Origin of the sequence: Bacillus sp. FSL R5-0709 (assembly GCF_038004785.1) — a bacterium.
In the GTDB taxonomy this organism is placed as follows: domain Bacteria; phylum Bacillota; class Bacilli; order Bacillales; family Bacillaceae_G; genus Bacillus_A; species Bacillus_A mycoides.
Genome location: NZ_JBBORT010000001.1, coordinates 985,520 through 1,010,721, shown reverse-complemented (window position 1 = coordinate 1,010,721; position 25,202 = coordinate 985,520). Strand labels below are relative to the sequence as shown.

Genomic DNA, 25,202 nt, shown 5'->3' with positions numbered 1-25,202 from the left:
ATCTACTAAACATAGAAATCTTACAATTCATCTTCAGTCAATCTCTTTGTAGTATATGTATACCCTTCGTAACCCTTTCTAAACCTAAAAAACTATAATTATATTTTTTCTTATTTATATGTTTAACATTTTTTAAAACGGGTATGTTTATATTGTTATGCTTACTATACAGAAAGGAATATTTCGATGAATGCAATCCAATCTACTACTATTCTTTATAATGAAACACCTACAATAACGCAGATTCATCATTTTTATGCTTTAATGACAACATTTCAAACTAATCTATTTATAAGTAAACACGGAACACTTACTTCTATTAAAAGCTTAAGCACATTAATATCCTTTTTCCTTACTGTAAAAAAGAGAGAGCTTGTATTATTTATCTTTGAAGGAATAGATGCAAAAAAAGCTTTAAGCACACTCTTTCCTTCTTAAAAGTTTTATTATCCCCCTATTCCCTCGATCGTTACTTTTCATATATGTTTTTATATTTCAAAATGATTTCCTCTATTCAAAACGAGACCCCCTAATACAATAGGGGGATTTCTAGTTTGGCCTTATGAAAACTGATATAATATATATTACGTTTTTCATTCTTTACAATAGAAAACTTTTAATAATCTTGAAGGTAGGAATTTTTAATGAAATCGAAAGCAAAATTTAGTATTCGCTACAAAATTATGGCTGGTTATTTAGTTATGATTTTTTTCTTACTTATTTCTTTCATTATGTTAAACAATGAGATTTCCAATTTACAAAAATCTCGTAATTTTATTATTGATCACGATTTTAAAGTTCTTAATTTAACGAATCAAGTGGAGAAAGAATTGCTAACAATTGAAAATAAAGCGAAAGGATTTATTAATTCTAATAACGCAAATTACGTGCAATCCCTTAACACTGCGGAAAAGGATTACGAAAAACATTATCAAGATCTTTTGGCTCTATTAGAGGATAACCCCTCTCAGCAAGAAAAATTAAAACAGATTAACGAAAATATTAATAGTTGGATTAATAAAGAGATTCATCCATTAATTACAAATCATAATAGTAATAACATACAAGCAATCGACACGACTCAAATTCAGTCATTACAATCGCAGCTAACTAACTTCCGTAGTATAGAGGAGCAACTAACGAAAAAAAGAGCTGCACAATTAGATACTGAAAATAATAAATTAGAGATTTGGTTATACAGTTTATTGTTCTTACTTTCTTGTATTTCTATTATCATTTCACTCTATATTTCGAATTCCATTACGAAAACGATTAAAAACGTAATTCAAGCTATTAAATCCATTTCTTCTAAAGAAAAAATTACTGAAAGAATTCATGTAAACACGCGGGATGAAATAAAAGAGCTTGCTCATACAACGAACCACCTACTAGACGAAATATCTAAAAGAGAGTGGTTACAAACCGAGCTTGCAGAATTAATTTTAATGTATCAAGGTGTACCTTCTATTGAGATGTTAGGTAAAAAAATTCTTAGTGGAATTATACAAAAAACGCAAACCTCTTGCGGTGCATTCTATGTACGTGAAGAAGTTGAAGAAACTGTCTACTATGTGAAGAAAGCTTCTTTCGCCGATCAAGGTTCTGATATTGGAAAACAATCCATTAAAATGGGTGAAGGTTTAATTGGGCAATGTGCTTTAGAAAAACAAAGCTTTATTCTTCGAGAAATACCAGAAGAATTTCGTTATGTCACTAGCGGTTTATTAGAAATACGCCCTCAAAACCTACTAGTCATCCCTATCTTATTTGAAGATGAAGTGATCGCAGTAATGGAGTTAGTAAGTGTAACTGAGATTTCAGACTTACATCAAGATTTAATTCAACAAACCGTTGATAACCTAGGTCTAACAATCCATAGTATTATGGGACGTATGCGAATTCAAACGCTTTTACATGAATCACAAGCAATGATGGAGGAGTTACAAGTTCAATCAGAAGAATTGCAAACGCAAGCTGAAGAACTACAAATGCAAGCCGAAGAATTACGAACAACTAATGAACAACTAGAGTCTAGAACTGAAGAGGCTGAACAAAAGACAACTGATTTAGAAATTACTAAATCAGAATTAGAAGAAAAAGCAAGCGAAATATTACGTAGTTCAAAATACAAATCAGAATTCCTAGCAAATATGTCCCATGAATTACGAACACCGTTAAATAGTATTTTACTATTATCTGAAATGTTAAGAGAAAATCATGATAACCATTTATCCGATGATGAAATTGAATTAGCAACCGTCATTCATTCATCAGGAAAAGATTTACTTACTCTAATTAATGACATACTAGATTTATCTAAAGTAGAAGCCGGAAAACTAGACGTCATTTTTGAAGCAACGAACATAAGTGACATGGCAGCAAATATGCAGCAAAACTTTTTACATATTGCTGCACAAAAAAATGTCGAACTTACTATTGCAGACAGTGATATTATTCCTGATTTATTTTATACAGATGCAAAACGGATTGAACAAATTATTAAAAACTTATTATCCAATGCATTTAAATTCACGGAAAAAGGATCCGTCTCTTTACATTTCGATTCGATAGAAACAACCAATTTGAGTCATGATATGCAGTCTATAAGTAAAGATTGGATGACAATTTCAGTAAAAGATACTGGTATTGGTATCGCTACAGAACAGCATCAACTCATTTTCGAAGCCTTTCAACAGGCAGATGGCGCAACGATTCGGAAATATGGTGGTACAGGCTTAGGATTATCTATCTGTAAAGAGTTTGCTAGATTATTAGGCGGTTGGATTACGTTAGAGAGTAATTTAGGAGAAGGCAGTACTTTCACAGTATATATTCCTAACCTTCCAAATGGGTTAAATGATATACAGTTATCCAATTTAGAAGTCGCAGCAACGATAGAAGATGTTATTCCTGCTGAAGTTATTGAGGAAACTATAGTTACTCCAGAAACAAATAACGTCTTCCAAGAGAAAACTATTTTAATTGTCGATGATGATCATCGAAATATATTTGCATTACAAAATGCATTAGAAAAACAACATGCCAACATTATTACTGCACAAAACGGCATAGAGTGTTTAGAAATACTAAAAAGCAATACAAATATTGACCTTATCTTAATGGATATTATGATGCCAAATATGGACGGTTATGAAACGATGGAACATATCCGAATGAATTTAGGGTTACATGAAATACCTATTATCGCATTAACTGCTAAAGCAATGCCAAATGATAAAGAAAAATGTTTATCTGCTGGCGCTTCAGATTATATAAGTAAACCATTAAATTTACATCAACTCTATTCGGTAATGAGTGTATGGTTAATAAAATAAGTGAGGTTTAGTTTAAGTGGAAAATAAGTATTATAATTTTGATCCATCCGTAGATATGGATAAGCGTACGAACTTAGAAATTGAATTACTATTGGAAGCGGTATTTAAACTGTCAGGATTTGATTTTCGCCAATATGCTCGCACATCTATTTATAGAAGAATTTGTAATAGAATGCAGCTCTCTAATATCCCTACCATTTCAAAATTAATTGAAAAAGTAATTCATGAGGAAGGGTTTTTAGAACAGTTATTAAATGATTTCTCCATTAATGTAACTGAAATGTTCCGTAACCCTACTTTTTTTAAAGCGTTAAGAGAGCATGTTATTCCTGAATTAAAAAAGTATCCTGAAATTAGAATTTGGCATGCTGGATGCGCAACTGGTGAAGAAGTGTTATCAATGTCCATCTTACTTCACGAAGAAGGATTAAGTGAAAAAGCTGTTATTTACGCAACAGATATGAATACAAATGTATTAGAAAAAGCAAAACAAGGCATCCTTCCGTTAAATAAAATGCAAACTTATACGAAAAACTATTTACAAGCTGGAGGTACACAAGCATTTTCTAACTATTATTCAACAGATAATCGTTTTGCTTATTTTAATCCATCCCTTTTACAAAACATTATTTTTGCACAGCATAATTTAGTAACCGATCAATCTTTTAACGAATTTCATATTATACTTTGCCGTAACGTTTTAATTTACTTTACGAGTAAACTTCAAAACCAAGTACAGCAACTATTTTATGAAAGTTTAGGCCACAATGGATTCCTATGTTTAGGAAATAAAGAAACTCTTCGTTTTTCAGATATAATGCCGCATTATATCCAATTTAATCCTAACGAACAAATCTATCAAAAAATACAATAAAAAGCGTATGAAATCCTATGTTTGGATTTCATACGCTTTTTATTTCGCATTCGTTTGTATCATAATTAGACACATATCATCTGATTGTGTTTTCTTCTGTTCTTCCTTATAAAATCCTTCTATCTCTTCTTCTAAATCTCCCCATTTTCTTTCTGTAAAAGTACGCAACTTCTCTTCAGACTCAAATTCATCATTTGCAATTGATTCAAGAACACCATCTGTAAACAATAATATTTGAGCGTTTTTCTCAAAAGGTATGACTGTCTTCTCGACTTTTATTTCATCAAAAAATCCTACCGCACAACTCCCACGATCTAGTTCAATTATATTCTCTTCATCAACTAAAACGTATCCCGAAGGATGTCCTGCATTTACATATTCAATTGTTCTATTTTCTGTATTAACTACTAAGTATATTGCTGTAAAATAATATGGAATATTGTCATTCTCATTATGTAAAAGAGTCATATATTTATTTAAGTCTTTAATGACGAGTTCTGGATCGATTAAACATTTAATCGTTTCACGTAATACAGACGAAATAAACATACAAACTAATGAAGCAGATACACCATGTCCCATCACATCTAATAATATAATACCGTAGCGGTTTTCATCGATTTTATACCAATAATACATATCTCCAGCTAGTTTGAATGAAGGTAAGTAACTTGCTTCAATTTTTATATGATCTTCTCTTAATGGGCTACTTAATAAATTTCTTTGTACTTGTGTAGCTAAATCTAATTCATTACGGAGGTTTTCTTCTTGTTCTTTATGCCAATTTAATTCTGATTTCAAGCGTAATGCTACACGCATACGCGCTAACAATTCAACTTTATTTATCGGTTTCGTAATATAATCCATTGCGCCTATGTCAAGCGCTTCAGCTAATTTATTCGCATCTTCTAAAGCTGTTACAAAAATAATAGGAATATCTTTAAACTTCTTCTTATTTTGTAATCGCCTACAAACTTCAAGTCCATCAATTTCAGGCATCATAATATCTAATAGTATTAAGTCAATTTCATTATGCCTGGAAGAATCTTTTCCAAAATGGATGTATTCGAAAAGCTCTTGTGCAGAATTAAGCGATACAAGATCCTGATATCCGGCTTGTTTTAAAATTTTTTCAATTACAAAGATGTTAACCGGATTATCATCGACAATTAAAATGGACACAAGTTATTTCCCCTTTTCTTATTTAAAATGTAAATCTATTATCATTTTCTATTTTTCTAGTATTGCATACTCAGTTATAAAATGAAAATTTCCTACTCAAACATATTTATACAGCAAAAGAACAAACCCCCTAGAAATGAGAGTTTGTTCTTTCACTCTATAAATTTCCACTATTAATTTAACACCATTGCTTTGTCACTTAAAAGACGATCTAATTCTTCCATATGATTTGTTTCATCTGCGATCATATCTTCTAGCTTTACAACTAACTCTGTCATATTTAATTTCGCTGCCTGTTCTTTTCTCGTTTCATAACGCTTAATTGTTTCATATTCTGATTGTCTAGCGTATTCTAACATTTCTCTAACATCTTCTACTTGTTTCACTGGTAAAGGGATCGTAGTAGGTGTACCACCTAGCGTCTTAATTTTCTCCGCTAAATATAGGGCATGTCCTTGTTCATCACTAATTTCAGATTCAAAGAAAGGTTTTAACACTTGTCTATATATACCAGAAACTGTAGCTGCATTATGGTTATACATAATAATTGCCGAGTATTCTCCTGCTAAATCTTCATTCAATCCTTCGATTAGTTCTTTCACATCGTGTGACATTTTTATATCTCCTCCTATACTTAATAACTACCCCTTTTCTCATGTTTTAAACATAATTATTTAAAATTTTTATGTATCTAAAAACGCTGCTTGCTTCAATTTACTTATCGCTTGTCTTTTAATACGAGAAACGTGCATTTGTGAAATACCTAACCGTTCCCCTGTATCCTTTTGATTTAAATTTTCACCAAATATATAATGAATAACACTCTTTTCCGTATCATTTAATACGTTAAAAATATCCTTTAAAACGAGACGTCTTTCTGTCTCTTCATATCCTTGCTCTACTTCACCTACAGATTCAATTCTCGCTACCGAACTTCCATCAGATGAATTTTCAACTACATCATCTAAGGAAGATACTCGATAATTATTTTTCGCATCCATAATTTCTAGCACTTCCTCTTCAGATAGTCCTAAATGATCCGCAATCTCTATAATCTTCGGTGAACGTTGCAGTTGATCTGTTAGCTCCTCTATCGCAAGTTTAATCTTTCCGCCTAAATCTTTAATTCGCCTTGGAACATGAATACCCCAAGTTTTATCACGTAAATACTTCTTTATTTCGCCTACTATCGTAGGTATTGCAAACGGCTCAAAAGCATTCCCTATCGAATAATCATACCTTCTTATTGCGCCTAAGAGCCCTAACATTCCTACTTGTATAATATCCTCATGCATCGGCCCACCTTTTGAATAGCGATATGCAATGGAATATACGAGATTTTTATAATGATTAACCAATCTTTCCTGCGCTTCATCACATTGTTTTTGTTGGAATTCTGCAATTAGTTTAATAACGTCTTCTTTAGTAAGATTTGTAGGTTGAGATTGGATTTCCATCATTCTCCACCTGCTCTCTTTGTATATATTTTGTCATTAAAACTGTCATGCCCTCATCATGCATAATTTGTATATCATCCATTAACGTATTTATTAAATATAAACCTAAACCATTTTCCGGCAAATGTTCTACTGGTTTATTAATATCATACGGACCAACTTTACTTTTTAAGGTGCTAAAATCAAAGCTAACTCCATTATCCGCAACCATAATTTCTAATCGATCTTCATATAGACCAAAGACAATTGTAATTTCTCCAACGTCTTCTTTATATGCATGTTGTACAATGTTTGTACATGCTTCACTAATAGCAATTTTCATATCTTCTATATCGTCATAAGCAAAGCCCATTCGATTCGCAACACCAGCCATTGTTAAACGAATAATAGCCACATATTCTGCTTTTGCAGGAATTTTCATTTCTATCTTTTCAAATTTCTCCATCATCCCTAGTCACCTTCTTTCTACTTTTTCAAAATCGGAATTCAAATTTAATATTTCTGTTAGTCCTGTAATATTGAATAATCTTTTTAGTCTTTTAGATACACCAATAAACTCTAGTTTTCCATCATTTTTCTTAATTGCTTTTAATAGCGCTATAAAAACACCTAAACCTGTACTATCCATATAATCTACCTTATTAAAATCTACTACTATATAAACCTCTTTCTCACTTGCAATAGGCATTACCTTATTTTTCAAATCTGATGCCGTATACGCATCAATCTCACCATTAAGTTGTACTGTATAACCTAAATCATTTTGCAAAATATTTATTGCCAAATTCATCATTTCCGCCCCCTTATCTCAAACTACTACTATTTAATTACCCATAAAAATTAGTTTTAAACATATTTTTTCATTTTAATTATAAATAAATTTTCTACACCTTTCTCAGCTTAACACTAAAAAAAATACTACCAAATGTTTAAACCTTATAAATTTGTGTATGTATAATGTATAAACATTATTTTTAGGGGGATCTATCTATGGAAGAGCACAGCTTTAAAAAGGGAGATTTTGTTCAATTTTCTTATCGACACGATCATGCTACAAAATTAATTGGTTCCATTATTAACATACTAACGAATACAATTGTAGTTGATATAGGTAATAGCGAGGACTTATCTCATATAGAACCGAGGCAGGTCGTAAGAATAAATAATTGTAAAAAAGTAACGATAGCTTAATATGTAATCTCAATCAGTGGGGCCATCCTCACTGATTCCTATGTAAAATACATTAAAAAAGCATCCAAATTATTTTAATTGGATGCTTTTTTATGTATTTTTATCAGTTTATTAACTTTATAGCTATATATAATAAACTTAAGATTATTATTCATTATCATACTTACGCTTTCCTTAGCATTCTAGAAAAGAATGTAACGATTAAAATAAAGACGATTGCACCTAATAAAGCTGGAAGAATAAAGATACCTCCCCATTCAGGGCCCCAGTGACCAAATAAGGCACTACCTACCCAAGATCCGATTAATCCAGCAATAACATTACCAACTATACCTAAAGGAAAGTCTTTTCCCGTAATCATTCCAGCTAACATACCAATAAGTCCACCTACAATACACGTAATAATAAGTCCCACAATTAGACCTCCTATATATTTTTATAATGGATTTATCAAGCTTTGGCGTTTAACCAAAGCTTGATAAACATGTATTATTCTTTGTTATCCAATCCATCACTTATCTTTTGTTTCACTTTTCCGACTTTTTCTTTTACAGTTCCCTTCGTCTTCTCCCACTTCCCTTCATTTTTCAACTCTCTATCTTCTGTAACTTCACCAATTCCTTCTTTTACTTGCCCCTTTTTCTTTTCAACTTTACCAGTAATTTGTTCTTTTAGCCCGCTCTCACTCATATTTCCAATCTCCTTTTCGTAATAGATTTGTAGATTTAAAGAGTATGAATTTAAATAGAATACGTGCATCTTCTTTCTTGTAACCATTCACCGACTCTTTCTAAATCCTTAACGAATAACAAGATTTTCCCTTCATCCAGTTTTTCTTCATAAAAGTTAGCTTCTTCCTCATTAAGTCCTAATTCTTGCATCTTATTTCTTAACTGATCTCCTGTTTTTTGAAAAACATTAATAATACTTGTCCCAAGTCCCTCTTCTTTTATTCCAATTGTATTCACGTCTGCATTGTCTGCGATTCTATCTGTCCTTTCTTTCTCATATGTTAATACGTAAATATCTTTTTGGTCGATTCCTTTCTTCACTAAATCATTCGCTGCATTCATGACCTCTTTCTCCGTAATAAATTCATATACAAAAGGTTTACTATACTTCGTTTCCATCTTTAACTTCCTCCTCTAAAATGAATTATTTGTTATATTATATGTAATACACCCATTTCCGAAATGTTAAACATAAAATATGAAAAAAATTATGTGAATTTTGATTTTGATAGAGAATGAACCGCATATTTTTCATATATACGCTTCATATTATTCATACGAACATCATTAAAACTAGTAAACATGTCTCCCTATGATTTACAAAATTATCTCCTTACAATAACTACCTAAAATAACAGAAAATTGTTATAATTAAACGTAAGGAGGGATACTATGAAAAAAATCATATCTATATGCGCTCTAACCGCTCTATCTTTCACTTTAATAGGCTGTACAAGCACTTCTACTACAAATAATACTCCAACAACTAAGCAAGAAAATACGAAAAATGCCATTCAATTAAACTCTGCAGACATTACCAACATTGAGATGCTTAGAACAACAAGTAATACTAGTTCCAAATCTCAAACAGATAACGAGGAAATGATACAATCAATCGCTTCAGCAGTCCAAAAAGGAACACCGAAAACAATCACACTAGATCAAAAAAAGAAACAATCTGCGCATTCTACTATAACCGTTACATATAAAGATGACTCAAAAGAAGAGTTTCTTGTGTGGGTTGATAATAAGGAACAAATTACGATTGCTAAAGATGAGAAGAAAGATAAAGTAGAAGCTGTAACGGTGAATATTAAAGGCGCTAAGCTAATGAAGGATTTTTTTAAAAATGATAAAACATAAAAGGATCCCCATCAACTTAAGGATTCAAATTTAGCAAAAAATTTTGTTCAGAAACACTATAAAATTCCAGCCTAATAGGTAAGTGGCGAGACCGTATATTATTAAACTTAAAATGTTTCAAATCGAAGGAAGACACCTTATAAGGTGTCTTTTCTTTATTTACAAAAGGACCTGCTCCATTCATAAATGCATAAAGTAAATTGAATCCGTTAAAGCACATGAGTGAACCTTTGTCTTCCCCCTCCTATCTAAAGGAGGAACTGTTATGGGCTTTGGTGGTAGTTGTGGCGGCTGTGGCTTCGCTGGAGGATTTGCTTTATTAGTTGTATTGTTTATTTTATTAATCATCGTTGGAGCTGCTTGCTTCTGCTAAAAAACTATCGGGAAAGATCCCCGTGCTAAACAAAAAATAAAATAAGCTGCCCATATGGACAGCTTATTTACATAATTATCGAAAGCGGAAGTTAAAAGCTTTTAGTTTCTTGCTCAATTAAAGCACTACATTAATCTAGAAATTCAAGTAATTTAAATTTTTCAATTATCATTGACTTATATTTGATAGCTTCATACTGTGAATTATCAATTTTTGTCTTTTTTATATTTAACATATCAAATATTTCTCTTTCAATATCTCTTCTTGCTTCTAAAACTTTAATTGTTCCGTCTAAACCGTGATAGCCTTTCATTTTCGCATACCCTTGATTTGTATAATACTCAATAAATCCAGCAGACCATTCTTTTGCTCTTTCATTAAATACCTTTCTGAATGAGAATTCCAAATCATCTTGTTCTATATAAAACAATACTGGATTTAATTTCTCTATGATTTTCGCTAATGCATTAATATAACTTATAACTTTCTCTTTTTTTTCACCATATTTAACCATTCCGATTGTTAATGGATTTTGTATGAAGCAACATTCAAAAATATAAGTTTTATTTTCGTTGTTGGCTATTTCAACAAAATCCCTCCATTTTTCAGTTATTAATTCAATATTCCTCTCTAGCGGTAATTCATATATATCATTTTTGAAAATGGTATTTAATAAACTTTCAGGAAAATTAGAGCCGTATTCATTTTTAATTTTTTTATATGGCAATAAATAATTGTTTCCTCGCTTCGTGACTCTATCACTAATTACTTCCCTAAAATTACCACTATTCACTAACAAACTTTCGAATTCACTTTTATCAAAACAAGATACCCCATCATAATCAGCAGGGTGGTCTGGATTCCCTTCAAGAAATAACTCAACGTCAATATTTTTTTCAATTAGAATATCGTAAAGCAAGTTTGCAGTGGTGGATTTCCCAAAGCCAGGAAGCCCTTCTACTATGATTAATTGTGTATTCAAAAAAATCCACACCTTTCTAAGACAAAATAAAAAGTTTTAAATTAAAAATAAATTGTCCACTGAACTCACCCCTAATATCCAATATTAGAGTAATTCCACTATTTTCATAATTTCCCTTCTATCACTAAACTGCCCTTTCGTTGAACAAGGAGCAATGTATAAAATATACATTGCTAATTACATAATTATTTATTATCAGTAGCAAGAAAAAAGCGAATCCCTACTCTCAAAAGAAATCCACTTTTTCTTTGGCTAGGTGCTCTAAAACATGAGGAGACATATGTCGTTGTAATTCTTCAGCGATCGCTTGAAGTTCGTCAAGAATCGAAAGATTCATAAAGAAACGCCATCCTTTCCTATAATTATACAGAAAGGATAACGTCTTTTTTGCTTTATGGATAGTGCAAAAACTTAGTTCCTTATATATATTTACATAATTAGCGAAGGAGGATCTATACTTTCTCTAAAAAACCGCTTCTATTTTATAGAGAGGCGGTTTTTTAAATGAATACAACTATGAATTAACTTTAACTGTTCTGTTTATATATTTTTTCACTTTTGTTTTCTACGCGATGTATAATGCTTTCTCCTTCAACATCAATGTTAGGCAAAATTTTATCCAGCCATTTTGGCAAGTACCAGGCTGACTTACCCATGAGAATCATGACTGCAGGTACGATTGTCATTCTCACGATGAATGCGTCAAAGAAAACACCGAATGTAAGAGCCATACCTATGGATTTAATGATGGTATCAGGTGCCAGCATGAATCCAATAAATACAGACATCATAATTAATCCCGCTGCGACTACGACTCTCCCGCTCTCCCGCATTCCTTCTAGAATAGCTCTCTTTGGATCACCTGTATGCGTATATACTTCCCGCATCTTGCTCACTAGGAACACCTCATAGTCCATGGCGAGTCCGAACAAGATGCCAATCAGAATGACAGGCAAGAAGGCTAAGATCGGACCGGCAGCCGGGAACCCAAATATATTTTGGAAATGTCCATCCTGCACGAAAAATACCACGGCTCCCAACGTAGCGCCAAGAGAAAGTAGAAACCCTAATACTGCTTTTAATGGAATGAGCAGAGATCTAAACACTAGAACTAAGAGTACATACGCAAGTCCCACAATAAGGGCAGCAAAAACTGGCAAGGCGTCACTCAGCTTTTGCACGATATCAATATTCATCGCTGCTGTGCCCGTTACCATTAGTTCAATTTCATTTTTTTTCTCGGTTTGGTTCGATTTGTCCCTGATTGCTTTTACCAAATCCTTTGTCTTTGTATCGTCAGGTCCAGTTTTTGGTGTAATAGAAATCATATAAATCTTTCCAGAAGGCCCAGGGATAGCTGGTGTCACACTTTTCACGTCAGGTAGGTTACCCAATTCTTTTGCGATGGTGTTCATAGCATTTTGCGTTTCAGCTGTTGCTTCTTCTGATTTTGCTACTACCATTAAAGAAGCATGAAATCCTTCCCCATACGCTTCCGTCAATAAATCATATGCTCTTCTTTCTGTCGTTTCTGTGGACTTTGTTGTTCCATCAGAAGGCAGACCAAGGTTCATATGGAAAAACGGAATTGAAATCACTGCAAGTAGTCCGATTGCGAAAATCGTAACAATCAGAGGACGTCTTATGACAAATTCTCCCCATTTATTTGAACCAGCATGTTTCTTACCTGCCCCAGTCATCTTTTGCAAGAATCGATTTTGTTTAGATGGGGCAATCTTATGGCCGACAAGTCCCAAAATGGCTGGTAATATGATGATGGAAACCAACACAGCTGCAAGCACAGTAAAGGCAGCGGATACGCCCATCGCTGTCAGGAATGGAATCTTTGTAACAGACAATCCCAAAAGACCTATAATAACAGTTAATCCTGCGAAGATTACGGCACTTCCCGCTGTTCCCGTTGCGATGGCAACAGATTCTGGAACAGAATCTCCTTGTGCAAGCTGCTGTCTAAAACGATTGATAATGAAGAGTGCATAGTCTATGCCTACTGCGAGTCCCAGCATGGCAGCTAATGATAAGGAAACTGATTGGATTTCCACATAATTGGTTCCAATCATGATTCCTAGCATTCCAATTGCTAATCCGATTATCGCAGTGAGAATCGGCAGTCCAGCTACTAGAAAAGACACAAAGGTAAATGCCAGGACTACGAAGGCAACAAGAACTCCGACAATTTCAGTCATACCTGAAGTCTCTGAGTCAGAAAACGTAACATCGCCTCCTGATAACTCCGTTTGAATGCCGGCATCCCTTGTTGTTTCAATACTATCTAAAAGCTTATCTTTAGAAGCTTCTGTAACCTTTTCTGCTTTTACTTTGTACGTAACAACTGCATATCCAATTGTCTTATCTTCACTGAGGTTCTGCAGTTGCATCGGTGCTGCCACAGAATCAACAGCTGAGTCTTTTTTTATCTCTTCAAGAACTCCTGCAATTTTCTGTTGTACTTCCGCTGACTCCAAGGTTTCGTTTTTTGGTGCTTTAAATGCCACTTTTACTTGGGCACCTGCTGGTTGCATCGCTTTAAACTCTTTTTCAATTATTTTTCCTGCTTTATCTGCTGGTGTATTCGGAATACTCAGCTCGTCCTTGAAAGAGGAACCCATGTTGACTGCAAAAAGCACTAATGCAATAAGAATTGCGAGTGCGCTGAATACAACCTTCTTCCTATGATTTACTGCCCAATATCCTAACTTATACAGATGTTTTGCCAATTAAATCTCACCCTATTCTTGTCAAAAATTATTCTTCTTACGTTGTAATCAAGAAACGTACAAATGCCTAAATTACATATTATTAATATAATAAGATTTTAAAATACTTATTATAGATTGTATCTGAATATCCCTCCCTATTTATAGCTTGCAAAATGGCGACAAATTGCCAGTAAGAAACAAAGAAAATGGTACACATTGACAGCGATAATGTCCTTTTATACAATGAAATTATCACCGCACTAACAATTGTACTTACAAGTGTAAGTATAACAGTGAATTTTCATCTTTCAAGCAATATGTGATGATTTACACTTAAAACGAACAGAATGAAGGGATGTGTTAGCTTTGAGGAAGTCAAGAGAAGACAGTATACACTCTCAAACATACATTATGGAGGCATTGAGCGCACTGTTGCATGAACATAAATTGCAAGATATAACCGTAACAGCTATTTGTAAAAAGGCTGGAGTTGCCAGAGTCACATTCTACAAATACTACCGCAACGTTTACGACGTCGTACAAGCATCTGTGGATGAAATTGTTCAACAATTCTTGAAAGAGGTTGATAGTTTGGATCCGTATGAAAGTATGCAGCTAATTATTGAATATATCATAGAGGGATTTGTCTCTGCACAGAAGCCGTCAGGAAAGTTAATTGATTCAAATATATCTAATATGATGCTTGATTACTTGAATTACACAATGGAAAAGGTCTTTCAAGCGGATATTACACACGATCATGACATGAGCAGAATGCAAATCCTGTTTTTAGCAGGCGGTATCTTCAATATTGTTACCGATTGGATTAAAAGAGGGTCAAGGGAGTCTCCTCAGGCACTTGCTGCAAAAATATACGAGATTCTTCCATATGGGACAACAGATACAAGGAATTTGGCAAATTCCTGATACAACTATTCTACCTTTTATTACATCTTAAAAAATGGGCACCACATAAAAAGCTGTAAGTATTTCATCTAACCATAAACGACCGTTTTTGGTTAAAAGAGCAAAACTTTCTTTCATATAGTCTCGCCACACATCCATCAACTTAAGATCTCATAATACCCTCAGAACGAAAAACGTGTACATTTCGCCCGCTTTTTCTTGTTTTGGGGTAACTCGTTCTTTTTAGCTTGATGGGCATGGGGTACCGCCACATGCCCATCAACCTAAGAAAAGCAAATACCCCAAAACAAGAAAATTGACATCTCCAGATGAAAATTAACATCTCCGGGTGAAAATGTACAATTTTTTGTTTTGGGGGCGTTATAAAATTTTTAAGTTGCTGTGTATGGGGTAGCACCAATTAAGCCTTTACGGGTAGTACTACTCCCTTATAATAAGGATATAATAGGACTCTCAACTTTATTTTCTTTTATTGATGAGATCGCTCATTTAAAATTGCATTATATAAAAACTGTGCATACTGTTCACGTGTTACTTTCATATCCGGAGCAAATTTCCCTTCGCCAACTCCTGCTGCAATTTGGTTCGATTGTACGGCACTAATCGCATCTTTTGCCCATGAGTTCTCTGGAACATCGTTGAAATTATGTGGAGCCTTCACATCTAGTCTAAAAGCTTTCGTAATAACTTGAGCCATTTCTGCACGTGTTAATGTAGCTCTCGGTCTAAAGTTTCCTTGATCATCTCCTTGGAAAACCCCTAGCTTAGTTAAAGCTAGTATTTCCTCAGGAAACATTGTTGAATTTTTATCGATATCTCCGTATGGATTTTCATATTTATCTTGTTTTTCTATATGCAAAGTACGGTAAATTAATGCAGCTACTTGTTCACGTGTTACATTATCACCCATACCAAATATTCCATTCCCATAACCTGCAATAATTCCTTCATTAGCTAAATCATGAATTGCATTAAATGCCCAGTGTCCTTGTGGGACATCCTTAAATATATTTCTATTTACTCCCGCATCAATTGTTAAATCATCATGTAAAAGAGTAATAGCATCTGTTACCCCAGTCTCACTTACATTAGAGTCAACTGTCATATCTTGTCCACTTTGCTTTTGCATGAAGACATACCCGGCAGGCTTCTTTACTTGTACACGATATGTGTTTTCTATTAATCCATCAAACAAGTAATGGCCTTCTTTATCTGTTTTTACTTCTTTTAATCCATTCCCATCTTTATTTAACAGTTGAACACGAACGCCTTCCATTCCTTTTTCACTTTGATCTTGAATACCATTTTGGTTACTATCTTTCCATACTCGGCCACCTAATTTGAGCACATTCGCTTTAATAGGCTTAGAATCAGTTGCTTCCCAAATAGGAGCGGTTAATATTGGATAGTTCAAAGCTTCTATTTTTTGCCGCATTTCTTGCGATGCTTTCAGTCCCCATTGATCAAAAAACGGAAGTACATTTTGTTTCGCTACTTTTGATGTATTATAAATAAATGCTTGTAGTTTCTCTTCATCTGTTTTTGGAAGTTGATCTTTTGGTAACTCTCGATATAGTTTGTGAAGATTTGGATAAAAATCTTCACCATATGCTAAATGAAGTTGCCAAATCATCACAAGTTTTACAAACAAGTCATCAATATTTTTATAGTCTTTGTCTGTTTGTTTTAAGTACGCGAAAGCTTTATCGTAAACCCTCTCTCGTTCTAAACGTGTTGGTTGATTCGGAAATAATTTCTTTTCTGCAGCTAAAGAGTATAAGTTAACTGTAACTTCAGTCATTCCTCTCAAATCATGATTCCACGTCCATGGGTATTGTTGTCTTGCGTGTCCTGCTTCATGCAGTTGTCCCCATTCAAACTTATTTACATCTAAAGCACTTACAATTGCGCCATTATCAGTAGGAAATACGGCTCCATCCAGACTTGCATACATGTACCCACCCGATGTGTTGTTATGAGGATTTTCTACAAAAGCCCAAATGCGGTGAGTTGGACGATGTAACGGATTAGAGTCTGTTTCAGATAATCCTGATATTTTATCTTGTGCTCGAATCATTTCATCATATTTTTTTAATAGAGGAACAGGATCTTGATCCACGATATATTTCTTGGCACTTTCCTGCGTAACAGTAAGTACTGCTTTCTCTGATTTAAGTTGGACAGCATGTGCATCCGGATACTTGTCCATCATCGCAATCCAATCTGCTTTCGTATGCTTTCCTAATTCGAAGAATGGAACAGGGCTCCCACCTTGTGTTACTTTGACCTTAACTGTCCCTGTATCTTGATGGTTATCAAACCCTAATAAACCACCGTTTGGAGAAGAAATCTTATTCATACCAGGAGAAAGATCAATTTCTTTTCCCCATTCTTTATCATATTGATGTGTTCCAATAATCGCTCTAATATTTTTGGTTCCCAATACTTCAATTGTAACCTCTTCATTCGGTTTTACATAAATTCCTGTTGGCATAAATGTTTTTTGCGCACTTCTTCTTTCTCTATCCGCTTCACTCCCAAAATTACCTACACCTGGAAGATCAAACTCTCTCTGTTCATATTTGTTTGTAGTCTGTTCAGCAACTGTTTCAGCATGGGCAGTCAAGCCACTTGTCATTATAGGTGAAAATAATGTAGTTGTCACAATAGCAGACGTCACAAATACTTTCATAGGTTTTTGAAACATGTAATAATTCCTTTTCTGCATATAAATAACCCTTTCCTTTTCAATTCGTTTCATTAAATTTCTTTCGCTGAATGAATGTAATTGATTTCGATTCCGTTTTTTCTGAATATTAAATAAATTAATATCTGACCGTTCGCAAACCTTTCTATAGTTTGATAAATATAAAACATACCCGAAGGAATACATTCCCATCCTTGATCATAATAAATAATTACGAAGGTTAGAATTTAGGAATGAAACGAACCCCTTTCATTTTTGCTTATTATTACGAACTTAACATCAAAACAGGTCGTATAGCAATAAAAACCTGACAATTTCTGCTATTTTTCGACATTATTCTTTTCAAATTACTAAAATAGTAGTCTGTGTACAACACGTCTATCAACTAAAAAATTTTGAAATCAGTAAAGCGAAAAATGAGGTTCCTTTGCAAAGTTTTATAAGGGGTAGCACCCCATCGCTATCAAGCTAACAAAACAAAATCCCCACTAAAATGAAAAAATACGCTATCCTTTCTGTAGAATCATAGGAAAGGATGGCGTTTTTGTATGTCTATTTCTGTATCTGATGAATTACAACTATTTGCTCAAGAAATTCAAAGCTTCTTATCTCCGAATTTCTTACGAGATCTTGCTAGAGATGTTGGTTTTGTACAACGAACCAGTAAGTACCAAGCAAAAGATTTAGTCGCTTTATGTGTATGGATTAGTCAAAATGTCGCTAAAACCTCTTTAACTCAGTTATGTAGCTGTTTAGAAGCATCAACAGAAGTGCTCATCAGTCCTGAAGGACTGAATCAACGGTTTAATGCCACAGCCGTGCAATTTCTACAACAAGTGCTAGCTGAACTTCTCAACCAAAAGTTATCTTCAACTAAGCTGCTCACTTTTTCATACGCTTCTATTTTCAAGCGTATTCGTATCCTAGATTCAACTGCATTTCAACTTCCTGATGTATTTTCATCTGTTTATCCAGGTGCAGGAGGATGCAGCCATACAGCGGGGGTGAAGATTCAGCTTGAGTATGATCTATTAAGTGGACAGTTCCTACATATTCATACAGGTCCAGGTAAACAACATGATCGAACTTATGGTTCTCTATGTGCCCCAACTGTGACAGCGAATGATTTATGTATCCGTGATTTAGGTTATTTTCACTTGAAAGATCTTCAACATATACAAGATAAAAAGGCTTACTATATCTCTCGTATTAAATCAAATACACGTATTTATCAAAAAAATCCCACCCCTGATTATTTTCAAGATGGAAGAATCAAGAAAGGTACAGAGTATATACAGATAGATATGGAGGTCTTAATGAACTCTCTTCACCCAGGACAAACATGTGAAATATCCGACGCCTATGTAGGAATGATTGATAAAGTACCAACTCGTGTGATTGTTCATCGGCTAACGAAAGAACAACAACAAAAACGATTACAAGATCAAACTATAAGAGAAAAAAAGAAAGGAATGAAGTATTCTCCTCGTAGTAAACGACTCAGTGGCATCAATGTATATATGACAAACACCCCTACAGACATTGTCCCGATGGGACAAGTACATGATTGGTATTCTTTACGTTGGCAAATCGAAATTTTATTTAAAACGTGGAAGTCATTCTTTCAAATTCATCAGTGTAAAAAGATAAAACCAGAAAGATGGGAGTGCCATTTGTATGGACAGTTGATTGCCATTCTACTCTGTTCTTCTATCATGTTTCAAATGCGGCAATTACTTCTTATGAAAAAGAAACGAGAACTGAGTGAGTATAAGGCCATATATATGATTAAAGATTATTTTCTTCTTCTTTTCCAAGCTATACAGAAAGACACCCAAGAGCTATCAAAGGTTCTATTTCGCCTATTCAACCTCCTACAGCAAAACGGGCGAAAATCTCATCGATATGAGAAGAAAACAGTCTTTGATATATTAGGTGTCGTTTACAATTGTACCATGTCTGATAATCAAGCGGCTTAATTCAAAAAAGGGAGATTTACTTATGAGATTAGGGCTCCTCCTTATTCTTGCTACTGATAATGAGACGTTATGTTAACTAGACGTGTATGAGATATACAATCAAACAAAATTTTTTCCATTTTTATTCTTATTTTAAAATAGATGCACAATCAAAATTCCACCAACAAATAAGATTGAAAATCCTACGACTATATATAATCCGTTTTTTGGTATTCCTAATATAATTGCAAGATAACTAAAAGAAAAAGCCCATTATGCTAAAACTATGATTTCTAACATCTTCTTTTTCATTAAAAGTTAAGCACCCCAAATCCCCTTAAAAAAGTTGTATTCGGAATATTGTAAAAAAATAAAAAAAAGACCCTACAAGAGGGTCTTTCATCAGCTAATATTAAGCTTTTTGAACATTAGTAGCTTGTAGGCCACGTTGTCCTTTTTCTACTTCAAATGTTACACTTTGTCCTTCGTCTAAAGATTTGAAACCGTCGATTTGGATAGCTGAGAAATGTACGAATACGTCTTCTCCACCTTCACGCTCGATGAATCCAAAACCTTTGTCTGCATTAAACCATTTTACTTTACCTTGTTCCATAATTGTTGCCTCCTAGTGTGGATACCCACACATATGTTACTACCCTTGCTCAAATACCTTAGACGAAAAACAAAATTTATTCTTAATCTCAAACCGAACAAAAATAGGTCTTTCTTAAATTAACATACTTTCTAAAAAATAGCAAATTTCAAAAATAAGTCCTTATGGTAATTAGCTACTAATAGTTGTTACTGGAGAAAAAGTCACTATGATAGTCATCACAGCAAGAAATTTCCAAAGGATCTCAACAATATCATTGGTTTGATTTTTTTCAGACATTCAACAACTGATAAAATTAGCTATTTTCGAGTTAAATTTTACTTCTGATAACGGTAATTATGTAAATGAGCTGTCCATATGGACAGCTTATTGTATTTTTGCTTAGCGTGTTTTTTTTGATGCATGTTGATCGTTTTTATCGTTTTGGAGTAACTCGTCCTTGTTAGCTTGATGGATATGGGGTATTTGCATTTCTTATCTTGATGGCAATGTGAAACTATCCCTAATATAAAAATACTTTGTCTTTACAAATAATACTCAAACATTTTTGCAACCTTTTCTTTCATTTTTTCTTTTATAGATAATTGATTGACGTCAGAGGATGTTACTTGCTTTGAATTTTGTAAGTCTGCATTAATCACTGGTTTTATTCTCGAAATATAGATAGGGTCATGAATATAACAGTTCATTTCTTCATTTAAATGAAACGAGCGTGAATCAAAATTCACGGTCCCAACCATCAATACTTTTTCATCAATCAAAAATACTTTACCGTGTAACACCCCATTTTTATAACCATATACTTCCATCCCCTGTTTTAATGCTTTTCGGATATATGGATATGCTGCTTCTTTAACTAATAGTGCATCCGAATGAGGTGAGAATAGAATTTTGACACGGACTCCCCTCTTTCTTGCATCTACTAATGCGTTCCAAATAGTTCTGTCTTTTGGTATAAAATAAGGTGTTAATATAATGATGGATTCTTTTGCTTGTTGAAACAGCATTGCATAATCTTGCCCAAGTTTTTCTCCACTATAATATGCAGTAAATCGTTGCGAGGTTGCTCCCTTTTCCTTTACCGCATTGTGTATCGGAATCGGTTTCTCTGAGTTTTTATTCCAGTCTAATACAAATTGGTGTTCTAAATCTTGAACTCCTTCTCCTCGTATTTGAAGATGATAATCTCTCCAATAACCAAGTTTTTCTTTTTCCCCCAAATACTTCTTTCCGATGTTGAATCCGCCAATGTAACCAACCTTTCCATCAATAACTGAAATACGACGATGATTCCGATGATCCAAAGAAGAAAAAAGATAAGGGAAAACAGGTTTATTGTAATATGTAAAATGAACTCCTTTTTTAACTAATAATTCTCTTTCCTTTTTCTTTAGTAAAATTCCACCTAACCTGTCCACTGCATAGTATACTTCTACACCTTCCTGACTTTTTTTCCGCAATAGCTCTAGAAACTGATGACTTACTTTATCATCAGCAATAGAAAAAAAGTTAATATGCACGTAATGCTTTGCTTTCTCTATATCTGAGAATAATTGATTGTTTAACTGTTTCCCATCTGTATACATAGTAATATCACTTTGACGCATAGGGTATTGACTAGAATTCTGGCTAAATACCCCATTTTTTTCGGCTATTGTTCTGTCAATTTCCCCCCAAACAAACAGAACTAAACATCCACCGATAAATAAAAAGAGGAATGCTCGGAAAATTCTTCCTATCTTTTTCAGCATATTTAATCTCCTTTATATATTATCGTTTTATTTCTGTTAGTTTTTGTTATTGGGACAAAACTATTCCATGCATCTATTAGCTAAAAAATTCTCCTTTGAATGATTAACTATACAATTTCTCATTCGTATATCCCTAAAATTGGAAATCGTACTTTGATAACAAAATAGGCATTCTATATTTTGAAGTACATTTACAAGGAGGAATACTACATGACAGTAAGTACTAAACTTAAACAAACTATCGCTGGATTAAAGAGTGCTCAAGCATGCCTAGAAGGATTTGTTCTTGATACTGATAACAAGCAAGCAAAACAATTATATAAAGGTGCAGCACAACAAACTCAAGAAATTATTGAATCTTTAAATCCTCGTCTTCAACAAATTGAACATGAAGAGCCTCAGTACAAGTAATAACATAATACCTTTCACATAGAATATCGTCCCCATGGAAGAGTGCCCAGCTTAAATAACGATTATCATAATGCTGATTACGATTAAAGGGTATCGCCATATGCCCATCAACTTAAGAAGCGGAATACACAATCTGCGTATGCTTTTATGAAACGACTCGTTCAAACTTTTGGAGAACCAACGGTTCTGACAACAGATAAGGCCCTTTCTTTACTTTGTTCACTCAAAAAATTAAAGGTGAATGACTTTTATAAAAGTACTACTCATTCTACAATCAAACATTTCAATAATTACATAGAACAAGATCATCGCTATGTAAAGCGCCGGTTTGCTAAATCCTCAGGATTCTAACACTTCGCATAAATCTGTCCTTATAGGTCAAAATATGTAAGGTATTGTGCTGGAATGCACTTGCCTATTCTAAATAAGGAGTGAGATGAGTGGCTGATAAAAACGAACGTAACCGTGTTGATAATGATACTGGCGAAGCGGTAGGAACTGGTGTCGGTGCTGTCGCTGGAGCTGCTTTGGGTTCTGTTCTTGGTCCACTTGGTACCGTTGCAGGAGCTGTTGCAGGAGGAGCGATGGGTAACAAAGTCGGCGAAGGTGCCGATGAGGCTAATGACAGTGTTGCGAACCGAGAAGATTAGACTTTAACCAAAGTGACACTGAATGAATTGGATTCCCAAAAAGGGAGTCCTTTTTTTTATTAAGTTAATTCAGCTTTTTTAGGTAAATTCCCAGTAAGATTGTGAATCAATTCACTTAAAGTAACGTGTGCGTTAGTTCAACAAGCTATAAGCAGCAATCATAATCATTTTCTTGGTCTTCCGCAATCGGGCGCTATTGCTGAATAAACCTTAGATTATCAATCGACTTTATTGTTATATTTTTGAGTACAGTGAAGTATCTTATATCGGAAATTAAACAACTATATTTTAACCCCGTCCTAAATTTAGAACGGGGTTATGCTTGTTTTAGCTTTTTAAATTTAATAGCACCACCTAAATGGAAGTTTTACCTCGAAACGAAGAGGTAACTCCAATTCTAAAAGAAGGGCCTGAAGTGTTTTGGAGTTTGTAGAGTTGATAGATGCTTTAAAATATGTTTCACCAAGTCGTGATAAACCTTTTAAAGCTTATAAGCATATTACTGAAAATTGGGATGATAACTGGGATAGTGTAAATTCACAGTGGAAAAATATAATTGGAGGATTATCAATTTCTAGTGTCCAAGGTGAAGCATTCAAGGAAGTTACTAGTACCATAGAAGGTTTCTTTAAGGAACAGGAATGACTTAATAGTCATTCCTGTTTGTTTTTTTGCGGTATCAAGTTAAGAAGCACATTCTTCCCCAAAAATCATAAAAATGAACTTCGGTGCTATAAAAAAATTCCATTTAGGGGGTACTTTAATATCCTAAAACAAAAAATGAGCTAAATCCTCCTAAATAGCTATATAGAGATAAAGTTGTTATTACAACATATTTTCCACTTTCAACTTAGTTATCATTAGAATGTTTTTCTATAAAATCAAGGATTCTGGCATTAACTTCGTTAGAGAACTCACCATTGATTGCGTGAGATGCATTTTTCCAGTTAACTATATCGATATCTTTAACGTATTTTTTCCCAGTTTCAACTGCTTTTACAGAATTGTGCATTGTACTTTTTTCAGCCATTAATGCAAGCACTGGAACATTGATATTTTTCAAGTCTTCTTTACTAAATAGATCAGGTGCTGGTGTTTTAAGTTTATAGTTACGCATACCCGACTCGATTAACTTAGCGATAGGCTCATCGTCATTTGTTTCTGCTCCTCCAGATACATAGCTTAACATCTTTTGTCTTATAAACTTAGGTACAATAGGGACGGCAGCTGGAATAGATGCAAGAATCATCTTTATGGGCATTTGCGCAAATACAAAGACTGGGTCCAATAAACTAGCCGTAGCAATATGCTCTGAATTATATCTGGCCAAATTCATTGTTGTCCAACCTCCAATGGAGACACCCACGATATGCACTTTTTCTAAACTTAATTCTTCAATTACTTCATTTAACCATTCTGCTTGTTGTTTTTGGTTTTCAATCACCTTCGTTTGCACACTCATTCCAGGTTCACCGAGTAAATCTATCGTGTAAACAGGCCTTTTCTCCCTTAGCCCTTCTAAATTGGGTACCCACATTGGAGTAGATGCACCACGTCCAGGGAGTAAGAGTATTGGCTCCTTATGTTTGTTTTCCTCTTTAGTAAAGTAATAAGCACGAATTGTGCCATATTTAGTTTTTATATCTTTCGTATCGTTAGGTTTTGGAAGAAGTGCCATTGATTCATCGTAGGCAATTTGAAAGTCTTCCTTTCCTTTTTCAGATGTAAAGTGACCAATCCTATTATCATCTCTCTTCACTTGAATTCCTCCTTTCTACAAATATATTGATGAACTTTATCAATATATTCATGACAATAATCCGTTGAAAATTTATCTTCTTTAAGCCAAAATTCTCATTTAGAAAAAAGAAAAGACACCCTAAGGTGCCTTTCTCCGACTTGAACCATCTTAATTTTAATAATATATATTGGACTCCCATCCAAATATTATTTTACCATGTTAAGTTGTTTTGTTCGTTGAGAAATACAATAGTTTATTTATGCTGGTCGTCTGTATTAGGCCTTTTTGTAGTCCATGCAGCGATTAATAAGAGGACAATAGCAGTGATGACACCTAAAAGTATATTAATGATAATCATCCTCCTAAGGAATATTATTATCAAAATTACATCACATTCAAACACTAATAAAGGGAATTAATGTTAATTACAACCAAGTACACCATTTACAAATTCAA

Annotated in this window: 25 protein-coding genes and 1 pseudogene; 12 read left to right on the top strand and 14 right to left on the bottom strand. The window is 33.8% G+C overall.

Going from position 1 to position 25,202, the window contains the following annotated elements; translation table 11 throughout:
* The first annotated feature begins 186 nt into the window (after nt 1–186).
* From MKX37_RS05130 to MKX37_RS05120, 3 genes are all read left to right on the top strand, one after another.
* Nucleotides 187–438, top strand: a complete 252-nt coding sequence (locus MKX37_RS05130) for a hypothetical protein (RefSeq protein WP_002011075.1) — start codon at nt 187–189, stop codon at nt 436–438.
* Between the two features lie 206 nt (nt 439–644).
* Nucleotides 645–3,335, top strand: coding sequence for a response regulator (locus tag MKX37_RS05125; RefSeq protein ID WP_078422055.1), 2,691 nt, complete (start codon nt 645–647; stop codon nt 3,333–3,335).
* A 16-nt stretch (nt 3,336–3,351) separates the two neighbouring features.
* Nucleotides 3,352–4,209 (top strand): CheR family methyltransferase, encoded by an 858-nt coding sequence (locus MKX37_RS05120; protein ID WP_002168988.1) that lies wholly within the window; start codon nt 3,352–3,354, stop codon nt 4,207–4,209.
* A gap of 39 nt (nt 4,210–4,248) precedes the next feature.
* On the opposite strand, the gene MKX37_RS05115 is transcribed toward MKX37_RS05120, so the two are convergent.
* The 5 genes from MKX37_RS05115 to rsbV form a co-directional block, all read right to left on the bottom strand.
* A complete protein-coding gene (locus tag MKX37_RS05115; protein ID WP_078422054.1) occupies nt 4,249–5,391 on the bottom strand; it encodes a fused response regulator/phosphatase in 1,143 nt (380 codons plus the stop codon).
* Nucleotides 5,392–5,564: 173 nt separating this feature from the next.
* Nucleotides 5,565–6,005 (bottom strand): ferritin-like domain-containing protein, encoded by a 441-nt coding sequence (locus tag MKX37_RS05110; RefSeq protein ID WP_000017757.1) that lies wholly within the window; start codon nt 6,003–6,005, stop codon nt 5,565–5,567.
* A gap of 69 nt (nt 6,006–6,074) precedes the next feature.
* Nucleotides 6,075–6,851, bottom strand: coding sequence for an RNA polymerase sigma factor SigB (gene sigB / locus MKX37_RS05105; protein WP_078422053.1), 777 nt, complete (start codon nt 6,849–6,851; stop codon nt 6,075–6,077).
* The gene (gene rsbW / locus MKX37_RS05100) at nt 6,814–7,296 is read right to left on the bottom strand and encodes an anti-sigma B factor RsbW (protein WP_000970215.1); all 483 of its coding nucleotides are present in this window, start codon (nt 7,294–7,296) and stop codon (nt 6,814–6,816) included. The genes sigB and rsbW overlap by 38 nt, the downstream gene beginning before the upstream one ends.
* 6 nt (nt 7,297–7,302) lie before the next feature.
* On the bottom strand, nt 7,303–7,641 hold the full coding sequence (gene rsbV, locus MKX37_RS05095) for an anti sigma b factor antagonist RsbV (RefSeq protein WP_078422052.1): 339 nt from the start codon (nt 7,639–7,641) through the stop codon (nt 7,303–7,305).
* A gap of 197 nt (nt 7,642–7,838) precedes the next feature.
* Here rsbV and MKX37_RS05090 point away from each other — a divergent pair, with 197 nt between their 5' ends.
* Entirely contained in the window at nt 7,839–8,039 is a 201-nt protein-coding gene (locus MKX37_RS05090) for a methyltransferase (protein ID WP_002140674.1), read from the top strand.
* 163 nt (nt 8,040–8,202) lie between these two features.
* Here the strand turns inward: MKX37_RS05090 and MKX37_RS05085 are convergent, their stop codons facing one another.
* The 3 genes from MKX37_RS05085 to MKX37_RS05075 form a co-directional block, all read right to left on the bottom strand.
* Nucleotides 8,203–8,454, bottom strand: a complete 252-nt coding sequence (locus tag MKX37_RS05085) for a GlsB/YeaQ/YmgE family stress response membrane protein (protein WP_000522906.1) — start codon at nt 8,452–8,454, stop codon at nt 8,203–8,205.
* Between the two features lie 74 nt (nt 8,455–8,528).
* Entirely contained in the window at nt 8,529–8,729 is a 201-nt protein-coding gene (locus MKX37_RS05080) for a CsbD family protein (protein ID WP_000004264.1), read from the bottom strand.
* A 50-nt stretch (nt 8,730–8,779) separates the two neighbouring features.
* Nucleotides 8,780–9,169 carry a general stress protein gene (locus MKX37_RS05075; RefSeq protein ID WP_078422051.1) on the bottom strand — a complete coding sequence of 130 codons (390 nt, stop codon included), beginning with the start codon at nt 9,167–9,169 and terminating at the stop codon, nt 8,780–8,782.
* Nucleotides 9,170–9,442: 273 nt separating this feature from the next.
* Here MKX37_RS05075 and MKX37_RS05070 point away from each other — a divergent pair, with 273 nt between their 5' ends.
* Nucleotides 9,443–9,913 (top strand): hypothetical protein, encoded by a 471-nt coding sequence (locus MKX37_RS05070; RefSeq protein ID WP_078206501.1) that lies wholly within the window; start codon nt 9,443–9,445, stop codon nt 9,911–9,913.
* Between the two features lie 265 nt (nt 9,914–10,178).
* Entirely contained in the window at nt 10,179–10,286 is a 108-nt protein-coding gene (locus MKX37_RS05065) for a YjcZ family sporulation protein (protein ID WP_000505670.1), read from the top strand.
* Between the two features lie 130 nt (nt 10,287–10,416).
* Here the strand turns inward: MKX37_RS05065 and MKX37_RS05060 are convergent, their stop codons facing one another.
* Nucleotides 10,417–11,268 carry a hypothetical protein gene (locus MKX37_RS05060; protein ID WP_016126663.1) on the bottom strand — a complete coding sequence of 284 codons (852 nt, stop codon included), beginning with the start codon at nt 11,266–11,268 and terminating at the stop codon, nt 10,417–10,419.
* Between the two features lie 527 nt (nt 11,269–11,795).
* A complete protein-coding gene (locus tag MKX37_RS05055) occupies nt 11,796–14,006 on the bottom strand; it encodes an MMPL family transporter (protein ID WP_176126842.1) in 2,211 nt (736 codons plus the stop codon).
* Between the two features lie 393 nt (nt 14,007–14,399).
* Between MKX37_RS05055 and MKX37_RS05050 the strand changes: the two genes are divergently transcribed.
* Nucleotides 14,400–14,915 carry a TetR/AcrR family transcriptional regulator gene (locus tag MKX37_RS05050; RefSeq protein WP_048516921.1) on the top strand — a complete coding sequence of 172 codons (516 nt, stop codon included), beginning with the start codon at nt 14,400–14,402 and terminating at the stop codon, nt 14,913–14,915.
* A 469-nt stretch (nt 14,916–15,384) separates the two neighbouring features.
* Here the strand turns inward: MKX37_RS05050 and MKX37_RS05045 are convergent, their stop codons facing one another.
* Complete coding sequence (locus MKX37_RS05045) at nt 15,385–17,676, bottom strand: M60 family metallopeptidase (RefSeq protein ID WP_254865750.1); 2,292 nt, start codon at nt 17,674–17,676, stop codon at nt 15,385–15,387.
* A gap of 494 nt (nt 17,677–18,170) precedes the next feature.
* On the opposite strand from MKX37_RS05045, the gene MKX37_RS05040 reads away from it, so the two are divergent.
* Nucleotides 18,171–19,601 carry an IS4 family transposase gene (locus tag MKX37_RS05040; RefSeq protein WP_078422049.1) on the top strand — a complete coding sequence of 477 codons (1,431 nt, stop codon included), beginning with the start codon at nt 18,171–18,173 and terminating at the stop codon, nt 19,599–19,601.
* Between the two features lie 391 nt (nt 19,602–19,992).
* Here MKX37_RS05040 and MKX37_RS05035 read toward each other — a convergent pair whose 3' ends face one another.
* Entirely contained in the window at nt 19,993–20,193 is a 201-nt protein-coding gene (locus MKX37_RS05035) for a cold-shock protein (RefSeq protein WP_000434816.1), read from the bottom strand.
* 524 nt (nt 20,194–20,717) lie between these two features.
* On the bottom strand, nt 20,718–21,944 hold the full coding sequence (locus MKX37_RS05030; RefSeq protein ID WP_016126658.1) for a phospholipase D-like domain-containing protein: 1,227 nt from the start codon (nt 21,942–21,944) through the stop codon (nt 20,718–20,720).
* A 210-nt stretch (nt 21,945–22,154) separates the two neighbouring features.
* Here MKX37_RS05030 and MKX37_RS05025 point away from each other — a divergent pair, with 210 nt between their 5' ends.
* The 4 genes and pseudogenes from MKX37_RS05025 (at nt 22,155) to MKX37_RS05010 (ending at nt 23,650) form a co-directional block, all read left to right on the top strand.
* Nucleotides 22,155–22,355: a DUF1657 domain-containing protein gene (locus tag MKX37_RS05025; protein WP_000218933.1), complete on the top strand. Its 201-nt coding sequence runs from the start codon at nt 22,155–22,157 to the stop codon at nt 22,353–22,355.
* Nucleotides 22,356–22,469: 114 nt separating this feature from the next.
* Nucleotides 22,470–22,703, top strand: a pseudogene (locus MKX37_RS05020) (DDE-type integrase/transposase/recombinase); the annotation flags it as partial.
* 92 nt (nt 22,704–22,795) lie between these two features.
* Nucleotides 22,796–23,005: a glycine zipper domain-containing protein gene (locus MKX37_RS05015; RefSeq protein WP_000764047.1), complete on the top strand. Its 210-nt coding sequence runs from the start codon at nt 22,796–22,798 to the stop codon at nt 23,003–23,005.
* A 420-nt stretch (nt 23,006–23,425) separates the two neighbouring features.
* Complete coding sequence (locus tag MKX37_RS05010) at nt 23,426–23,650, top strand: hypothetical protein (protein ID WP_002035172.1); 225 nt, start codon at nt 23,426–23,428, stop codon at nt 23,648–23,650.
* A 205-nt stretch (nt 23,651–23,855) separates the two neighbouring features.
* Here the strand turns inward: MKX37_RS05010 and MKX37_RS05005 are convergent, their stop codons facing one another.
* Complete coding sequence (locus MKX37_RS05005; RefSeq protein WP_003187714.1) at nt 23,856–24,764, bottom strand: alpha/beta fold hydrolase; 909 nt, start codon at nt 24,762–24,764, stop codon at nt 23,856–23,858.
* Nucleotides 24,765–25,202 lie beyond the last annotated feature (438 nt).

What these genes read in the sequence shown, in the direction of transcription:
- MKX37_RS05045 (WP_254865750.1), bottom strand. Translation starts at nt 17,676, where the DNA reads ATGAAACGAATTGAAAAGGAAAGGGTTATTTATATGCAGAAAAGGAAT.
- MKX37_RS05125 (WP_078422055.1), top strand. Translation starts at nt 645, where the DNA reads ATGAAATCGAAAGCAAAATTTAGTATTCGCTACAAAATTATGGCTGGT.
- rsbV (WP_078422052.1), bottom strand. Translation starts at nt 7,641, where the DNA reads ATGATGAATTTGGCAATAAATATTTTGCAAAATGATTTAGGTTATACA.
- MKX37_RS05065 (WP_000505670.1), top strand. Translation starts at nt 10,179, where the DNA reads ATGGGCTTTGGTGGTAGTTGTGGCGGCTGTGGCTTCGCTGGAGGATTT.
- MKX37_RS05075 (WP_078422051.1), bottom strand. Translation starts at nt 9,169, where the DNA reads ATGGAAACGAAGTATAGTAAACCTTTTGTATATGAATTTATTACGGAG.
- MKX37_RS05035 (WP_000434816.1), bottom strand. Translation starts at nt 20,193, where the DNA reads ATGGAACAAGGTAAAGTAAAATGGTTTAATGCAGACAAAGGTTTTGGA.
- MKX37_RS05130 (WP_002011075.1), top strand. Translation starts at nt 187, where the DNA reads ATGAATGCAATCCAATCTACTACTATTCTTTATAATGAAACACCTACA.
- MKX37_RS05040 (WP_078422049.1), top strand. Translation starts at nt 18,171, where the DNA reads ATGTCTATTTCTGTATCTGATGAATTACAACTATTTGCTCAAGAAATT.
- MKX37_RS05090 (WP_002140674.1), top strand. Translation starts at nt 7,839, where the DNA reads ATGGAAGAGCACAGCTTTAAAAAGGGAGATTTTGTTCAATTTTCTTAT.
- MKX37_RS05050 (WP_048516921.1), top strand. Translation starts at nt 14,400, where the DNA reads ATGGAGGCATTGAGCGCACTGTTGCATGAACATAAATTGCAAGATATA.
- sigB (WP_078422053.1), bottom strand. Translation starts at nt 6,851, where the DNA reads ATGATGGAAATCCAATCTCAACCTACAAATCTTACTAAAGAAGACGTT.
- MKX37_RS05080 (WP_000004264.1), bottom strand. Translation starts at nt 8,729, where the DNA reads ATGAGTGAGAGCGGGCTAAAAGAACAAATTACTGGTAAAGTTGAAAAG.
- MKX37_RS05070 (WP_078206501.1), top strand. Translation starts at nt 9,443, where the DNA reads ATGAAAAAAATCATATCTATATGCGCTCTAACCGCTCTATCTTTCACT.
- rsbW (WP_000970215.1), bottom strand. Translation starts at nt 7,296, where the DNA reads ATGATGGAGAAATTTGAAAAGATAGAAATGAAAATTCCTGCAAAAGCA.
- MKX37_RS05030 (WP_016126658.1), bottom strand. Translation starts at nt 21,944, where the DNA reads ATGCTGAAAAAGATAGGAAGAATTTTCCGAGCATTCCTCTTTTTATTT.
- MKX37_RS05025 (WP_000218933.1), top strand. Translation starts at nt 22,155, where the DNA reads ATGACAGTAAGTACTAAACTTAAACAAACTATCGCTGGATTAAAGAGT.
- MKX37_RS05110 (WP_000017757.1), bottom strand. Translation starts at nt 6,005, where the DNA reads ATGTCACACGATGTGAAAGAACTAATCGAAGGATTGAATGAAGATTTA.